The sequence below is a fragment of the Janthinobacterium leeuwenhoeki genome (genome assembly GCF_051380795.1).
Lineage (GTDB): Bacteria > Pseudomonadota > Gammaproteobacteria > Burkholderiales > Burkholderiaceae_D > Janthinobacterium.
Window position 1 is genome coordinate 1 of sequence record NZ_JBNYXT010000064.1, and the last position, 6,990, is coordinate 6,990.

Annotated in this window: 5 protein-coding genes; 1 reads left to right on the top strand and 4 read right to left on the bottom strand. The window is 57.5% G+C overall.

The window, feature by feature from the left end; all coding sequences use genetic code 11:
* Nucleotides 1-200, top strand: a 200-nt coding sequence (locus tag ACQ4WS_RS25270; RefSeq protein ID WP_436479699.1) for a hypothetical protein, incomplete at its 5' end; no start/stop codon positions are given.
* On the opposite strand, the gene ACQ4WS_RS25275 is transcribed toward ACQ4WS_RS25270, so the two are convergent.
* From ACQ4WS_RS25275 to ACQ4WS_RS25290, 4 genes are read right to left on the bottom strand one after another with little or no spacing between them, the layout of a single operon-like run.
* Nucleotides 184-1,377 (bottom strand): Wadjet anti-phage system protein JetD domain-containing protein, encoded by a 1,194-nt coding sequence (locus ACQ4WS_RS25275; RefSeq protein WP_436479700.1) that lies wholly within the window; start codon nt 1,375-1,377, stop codon nt 184-186. The genes ACQ4WS_RS25270 and ACQ4WS_RS25275 overlap by 17 nt on opposite strands.
* A complete protein-coding gene (locus tag ACQ4WS_RS25280; RefSeq protein WP_436479701.1) occupies nt 1,374-4,742 on the bottom strand; it encodes an ATP-binding protein in 3,369 nt (1,122 codons plus the stop codon). Before ACQ4WS_RS25280 ends, ACQ4WS_RS25275 begins: the two co-directional genes overlap by 4 nt.
* Nucleotides 4,743-4,768: 26 nt before the next feature.
* The gene (locus ACQ4WS_RS25285) at nt 4,769-5,365 is read right to left on the bottom strand and encodes a DUF4194 domain-containing protein (RefSeq protein WP_436479703.1); all 597 of its coding nucleotides are present in this window, start codon (nt 5,363-5,365) and stop codon (nt 4,769-4,771) included.
* On the bottom strand, nt 5,365-6,801 hold the full coding sequence (locus ACQ4WS_RS25290; protein ID WP_436479702.1) for a DUF3375 domain-containing protein: 1,437 nt from the start codon (nt 6,799-6,801) through the stop codon (nt 5,365-5,367). Before ACQ4WS_RS25290 ends, ACQ4WS_RS25285 begins: the two co-directional genes overlap by 1 nt.
* Nucleotides 6,802-6,990 lie beyond the last annotated feature (189 nt).

Below are 6,990 nucleotides of genomic sequence, written 5' to 3' on the forward strand. Positions count from 1 at the left end.
GCTTTCGCGCTATTGACAAAGCGTTGTGTTTGTCAGCTGCGAAGAAGGAAGAGTATGAAGCGTTTGCAGCATTTCGTCAACCTTCTTTTTTACCCACTTCACTCAGCATTTGCATGCATCGTTCAGCGAGGGGGCGAATTATAGCCAAGCGCTCCGATAGTAGCAAGGCTTTCAGGCAATATTTTAAATCGCCGACCTGACCCAGTGAAAACCCAGCCTTTCCTGCTCCATGCGGATACACTCACCCAACGTATTGTCACGTAGCATGTGAAACAAGACTCGCTCCTCATCGATCAAGCGAGTCAGATTGCCAACATGACGTTTATGCTGTTCTTCACGGCCCCATAACAAGCGATGCGCTTGCAGGGTTGCGATATCCATCAACATGGAACGTGCCTGGGGCAAGTATTCGCGCAAGCGGTCAAGAATGGCAAAACCATGGGTATCGATATCGCCCCAGTAAATCACTTCCTTATCCGCTAACCAAGGCACATCACCCAAGCGGTCGACGCCATAACCGCCACCGAAGATCACCATGCTGTCCGCCACCTCCGGAAATGCCAGCCCATTGATTTCATTCTCGGTGATGAAGACGCGTTTTACCGTGGTCTGCAAGGCAGCAAACTGCGCGACTGGTACGCTCAAGTCAGACAGCCCACCGATATGGTGGCGCGCATCGAGCAGGCGAAAGCGTATCAATACCGGCTTGCTCAGCAATCCATAACGCGCTTCAAATTGACGGGCACCGATCGCCTGCACATAAATCGCCTCCGGCGGCATTAGCTGATCCAGCAATTCCGCCAACAAAGCCTTGCGCGTTTCGATGAATTTACTGTCCACCCCAGGAATGTCGAGCTCGCGCAAATAGCGCTGCGGGCAGGGGTGGGCGACAAACCACTGCAAGATCAAGACGATGCGCTCCCATGCGGGCGCATGTTCCAGCAACAGCATCGGCCGGCGTGCGATCCAAGCGGCCAGAACCGGGAAAGCCTGCAGCGTCAGGGCTGAGAGTTGCTCGAAGCGCCGCTTTTCAGCCCCTTTTCCGATCAGCCGCAATGCATCGGCTTCATCAGCGACGACAATGCTGGCCGGCATACGGTTACGCCCAAGCTGACGATGATTGATGTCACGCCATTCGATGACATAGCCGTATCCCTTATGGCTCTTGCTGCCCTCGTCAAGCTGCCGTATCCAGCGCCGTACTTCATCGAATTGCTCGCCCAGGCTGGCCGTCCCCGGCTGGCGTAAATTAAGTGTCCATGGAAATATCGAGTTGCCATTCACATGCGCCGCCAACAGACGGCCACTGTCCCACAGGCGCAGTAGCTGGGCTCGAATGGCCGATGGCGAGGTCCAGTTGCTGCTCATGTCGCTCATGCGGGGTGCGCCTTGCGTTCGGCTTGATATTGCTCAATGCTCAGATAACGCAACATCGATTGTCGCCCTTCTTCGCTGTGCACAAAACCCAGCCCGGCAACATAGGGTTCGATGATATGAATTTTTTGTAACGGCGTGACGATGAGCAATTGCAAATTCATGCGTTTGAACAGTTCCAGTCCATATCGTGCGGATTCGTCCGAACCGCGGCCGAACGCTTCATCGATCACGACAAAACGGAAGGAACGGGAGCGCACCACTCCCCACTCCAAGCCGAACTGGTATGCCAGGCTGGCGGCCAGCACGGTATAGGCCAGCTTTTCCTTCTGTCCGCCAGACTTTCCGCCGGCATCGGTGTAATGTTCATGCTCGCGGTCGTCTTCGCGCCAGCGCTCGGAAGCCGAAAAGACAAACCAGTTGCGCACATCGGTCACCTTGCGCGTCCAGCGCTTGTCCATCTCGGCGCTGCCGCTGCGGCCCCGGAAACGCTCGATGATGGTTTTAACTTGTAAAAATTTGGCTTCCGAATATTCTTCGTCGCTCGACCCGGTCAGCGCGCCTTCGGTGCAGGCACGCAAGTCGGCCTGGAAGTCGCGCAGATCGGCGTCCAGGTTGGGCTCGGCTTCCAGCGCGATGTAGCGGTTGGGGTTGTAATCGATATCGTGCAGCGAGCGGTTGATGAAATCGATACGTTCGCGGATGGTTTCCCGCTCACGCTTGAGCTGCGACTGGAAGCCGGCAATTTCGCGGATCGTGTTTTCATTGAGCAGCTCTTTGAAGCGCTGTGCAAAGCGCGGCAAGTCATCGGCCTGCAGTGCCGCCAGCATCTTGCCGAATTCGCCAGTGGCATTGATGCTCACATCGACCTCACGCGTATCGAGCGGCCAGGCCGTGACGTAGTCGCTCATGGTATTGATGATACGGTCGCGCAAACTGGCGATTTTCTTGCTGTCGGCATCAATACGCGCTTGCAAGAAACCGCGCATGTCTTTTTCACGGTTATCGCACGACTCCACCGTCAGCTTGTGTTCGCCCAGGGCTTCCGCCTGCAACTGCAGCAGCAGAGGAAAATACAGCTCACGCGCGGGCTCTGGCGTGGCGCCCAGCAACTGTGCGCAGTCGGCCAACTGGCGCCGCGCCTGATCCTGACGTTCGCTGAGCCTGGCATGCTCAGTAGTGTGACGGCTGATGTCCTCGTCCGTGCCGGCTTGCGCTTGCGTCAGTGCTTCAAGCTGACTCTGTAGTTCACGCAACAAATCCGACGCCGCTTCCAGTGCCTCTTTTTCACGCAGTAATTGTTCGATCGCCAGCAACAGCGGCTTCCAGTCCAGATCGCCGAAATGCTGGAACAGCGCCAGTTGCTGCCATTGGCCCAGACGCTCCTGATGTGATTGACGTTCAAGCTTCAGTGCCCTGATGCGTGCGCCATGGGCAGTGATGCGCAACGCGAGGTCACGCGCCTGCTTTTCCAGCGCCGCGATCTTGGAGTGGTTGGTCCAGCCCAGCACATAGCGCGCACGGTCATCGAGACGATGGCGGTCATCCTTTTCGTGACGCTCGCCACCGGCCTTGATCTGGCCATTGCGCGTGATGGCCAGTTTTTCGCGTTGAAATTGTTGCAGCGAATCACAACAGGCATAGTCGAAGCGCCGTGCCAGTTCATTGGTGATCCAAGGATAAAAGGCCGAATCGGGCTTGATGGACAGCTTGCGCACCAGCGAATCCGGATGCAGCGGCCGCGCTTCCGGCACGCTGAGTACACGTACCCGAAAATAGACCAGGCGGGCGCCCAGATGGCTACGGTCCACCCATGCCGCCACCGCCGCATAATGGACTTCCGGCACCAGCAACGCCAGACCGAAATTGTGCAGCAGGCGTTCGGCCGCGCCCTCCCACTCGCCGGCATCGTCGCGTACCTGGATCAGCTCGCCAACAAAGGGCAGCTCGTCACCATCGAGATTCAGCGCGCCACACAGCAAGTCGCGCAGTTTCAGCATCTGGCCTGGAATATTCGAGCGGCGCTGGCGTAACGATTCAAGTTCTGCCGTCAGCTCGCCATGGCTGGCACCGAGTTCATGTACTTTCACACCCGCCTCGGTCAGGCTGTTCTGGCACTCATCATGCTGCACCATGCATTGCGCCTGGCCACTGTCGATGGCGCGCAAATTGGCACGAAAGCCTTCGTCATCAGCCGCGCCCGGCAACCCAAGCGCTTGCGCCAATTCATCATATTGCGCACCACGCCGCGCGCGTTCATCCTGCAACGCTTGTTGACGCGCGATCTCGGCGTCGATCTGCGCCAGACGGTTGCCGCCATTGGCAGAAATGGCTTCCCGGATTTCATCGCGGCGCACGCCTTGCTCAACGCGCACCTGCTGCAGCCGCTGCAGGCGTACAGCCGTTTTTTCCAGCTCCAGCGCCAATTGTTCCAGACGGCTTTCCAGCAAGTCACTTTTCAAGGAGGCAAACCACGGCCGCAGCGCTTCGCGGCAGCCGCGCAATTGCTCATCCTGCAGCTGCAAGCTGGCATGACGTGCGCAGTCTACAGTCAGCGGCAACAATTGCTCGATCTGCTGTTTCGCCTTCAGTACCGCTTCGTGCGCGCGATGCAGATCATCGAAATGGGCGATCAGGGCGGCGATGCGCTCTTCGACGGGAAACGCTTCGAGCATGTGCTCACGCACGAAGTCGGTCAGGTTGCCGACCGATTTCATCGACACCGTCTGGTGAAACAATTCCATCGCCTGCTCATTGCCGATACCGAAGCGGCGACGGAAATCGGCGCCGTAGGGCGGAAAGGTATCGTGCAGAGCGACACCCTTGCTGGCGCGCAGGCGCTTGCGCAACTGGTTGATATCGGTGCCGAAGCCGGCAAACTGGTCTGCGATCGACAAGGCACTGTCCGCCACGACATAAAATCGCTCGGGCTGGCCGCGTGCATCCTTGAGCCAGAAGACCTGCGCCAGGGTCACTGTCTGATCGTAGCCCTCGTTGTAAAACACGCCGAGGATCACGGCATAGGTATTCTGGTCGCGCAAGGCGACCGCGCGCGCCGTGCTGCCAGTGTCGCCACGTTCCGATTTGTAGTGGCCAAGCACATACGTGCGCAGGCTGCGCTCATGCGCGTCGGCGCCAGCGGCCTTGTTATAGGAAATCTTTTGAGCGGGAACCAGCAAGGTGGTGATGGCGTCGACCAGCGTCGACTTGCCCGAACCGATGTCGCCGGTCAGCAGCAGATTGTCGCCGCCCGGATGCAGTTTCCACACGCGCGCATGGAAGGTGCCCCAATTCAAGACTTCGAAGTGATGCAGGCGAAAGCCGGCGCGCTCCATGGCCGCCGGGTCGGCGAAATCAAGCTGGGGCATTACACCGTCCTCATGGTCACGCGCCGTCATCCCGCATCCTCCGACAGTCCCACGCCATGACCGGCGTAATCGTTCAGGCGCTGCTCGAAATCGCTGAGCCATTGCGCATCGACAAAGGCCTTCAAAATGCGCCGCACTTCAAATTGATGGTCCTGTCCACGCAAACGATACAGGAAGCCCAGTTCGACCACTTTGTTCAGATGCGTCTCCATGCGATCGAGCAAACGTGCTTCATTCGCGGTATCGGGCAGGAAAAGGCGCAATTGTTCGGTGATCTGCTCACGGCTGACGATCAATCGCGTGTCACCAGCGTTGCTGTCGAACTCCGCCAGCTTTTTACGCAACAGCACCAGGATCAAACTGACCGGATAACTGAGCTGGCGGCGCGGCACCAGGCGCGGCAGCGCAACTTCCCCTTCCGGCGTGGCGCGCTGGCGCAGATAGGCATAGCCCTCGGCTTCATCGAGGATCAGTTCCAGACCGATTTGCTGGCAATAATCGCGCACGCGCGCTTGCAACAGCAGCAGGGGCTGCCACAAGGCGACATCGTTTTCTTGGTACAACACGCCTTGCATCAAGGCGATCAGGATCTGGCTGTAATGCGTTTCGCTGGAAAAATTCATCATGTGCTGAAAATAAGGAGAGGCACCGTGGCAATGCGCGCACGACCTTGAGCATCGGTCCAGTGTATCGTTTCTTCTTGCGTATCGTCGATCACGCTGGGCAATTCCTGCGTCGCCAGGCTCAGATAAGTGGTCAGTTCCGCCAAGCCCTGCTCGAGCGGATACTCGGCGATCAGCGAGGCCAGTGAAATCTGCTTGCGCTCTTGCAACGCGCGGTGAACATTCGACGCCAGTTTCAGGCGATCAACGTAGACCTGGCCGAAGAGGGCTTCCGATGGTATGGGCTCAGCCATTTCATCGAGCACGGCATGCAAGATGCTTGGTTTGAATGGCGGTGTAAACAAGGTGCGATCCATGGGTACCATCACATCCGGTCCGGCGGCATCGATTTCGATAAAGGCGGCATGCTCGATAACTGCGCGCGCATCGAGCGCCTTTTTTTCTATATCGCGTATCAACTGCATGATACGGCGATTTTCCAGCCAGGCCTGGTCATCCAGATAGCGTCGCAGCTGTTCAGACAAACGGGCTACCGTGCGCTGCGTCACTTCGCCCGCCTCCAGCCAGTCATAATGAATCCGCAGCAAGCGGCCATCGGGCGCCAGTTCACGCACCGGATCGAGTGTCATCACCGCATTCAATAGCGCCGTCAATTCATCCTGGCGCGATGGCGACATCAACAGATCCCAGAACGCCCGAAAGCTTTTCCCTTCATCGGAATCGGCGATCACATCACGCTTGCCAAAAATCTCCTGTAGTAACTCGCCCTTATTACCATCCCAGGTGGCGATACGTTCCCGCACCGAGCGGTCCAGGCTGCGAAAATTGTGCTCGACGGCACGAAAATCGGACAACAGTTCGCGCGCCGTCGACGACATTTGCAGGAAGCGCTCGCGTATCTGGGTCGGTTCCATCATATCGAGCCTGCCCTGGGCGATTTGCGCGATTTCCGCATCGATAGCTGCCTTGCGTTTCTGCAGTTCGGCGATACGGGTACGGGGATTCAATTCCGTGCCATCGATAATCTGCCGCAGCAAATCGAATACCGTCATCAAGCGCGATTCGGTACCGATGAATTGCCGCTGGCCAAGGCCAAGCAGCCATGCGATCGCCTGTTCGGTGGGCGACGTCAGATCATAGTGCGGTTCGTCCTGCCCGCTTGGATAATATTTGCGTAGCCAGCCCCGTTCATCGGAAGCCCAGTCGTCCAGATACGCTGTCGCGCTTTTAGGAAACAATACCGCGCCAGCCAGTTCATGCAGATGATACAGATGATCATCCAGATGCGATGCCAGTTGCTGGCGTGCGACGGTACGGATATTGGGCGCAATAAAATGACGGTGCAGGAAACTGGCGATCATCGGTGCATGATCAGCGGCCAGCAAACGCCAGGCCGGATGGTTGCGGCGCTGGGCAGAAAGTTGTTGATAGTCCATCGGTATGCGTTTTTGGAGGCTATTGCGCACTGTAACACCGATCCATAGTGCAGCTCATGACAAATCTCTAAGCGTAAAAAAACCCCCACCGGATCACCGATGGGGGTTTTTTCGAATAACAAGCCTGACGATAACCTACTTTCACACTGGTTGCAGCACTATCATCGGCGCAAAGTTGTTTCACGGTCC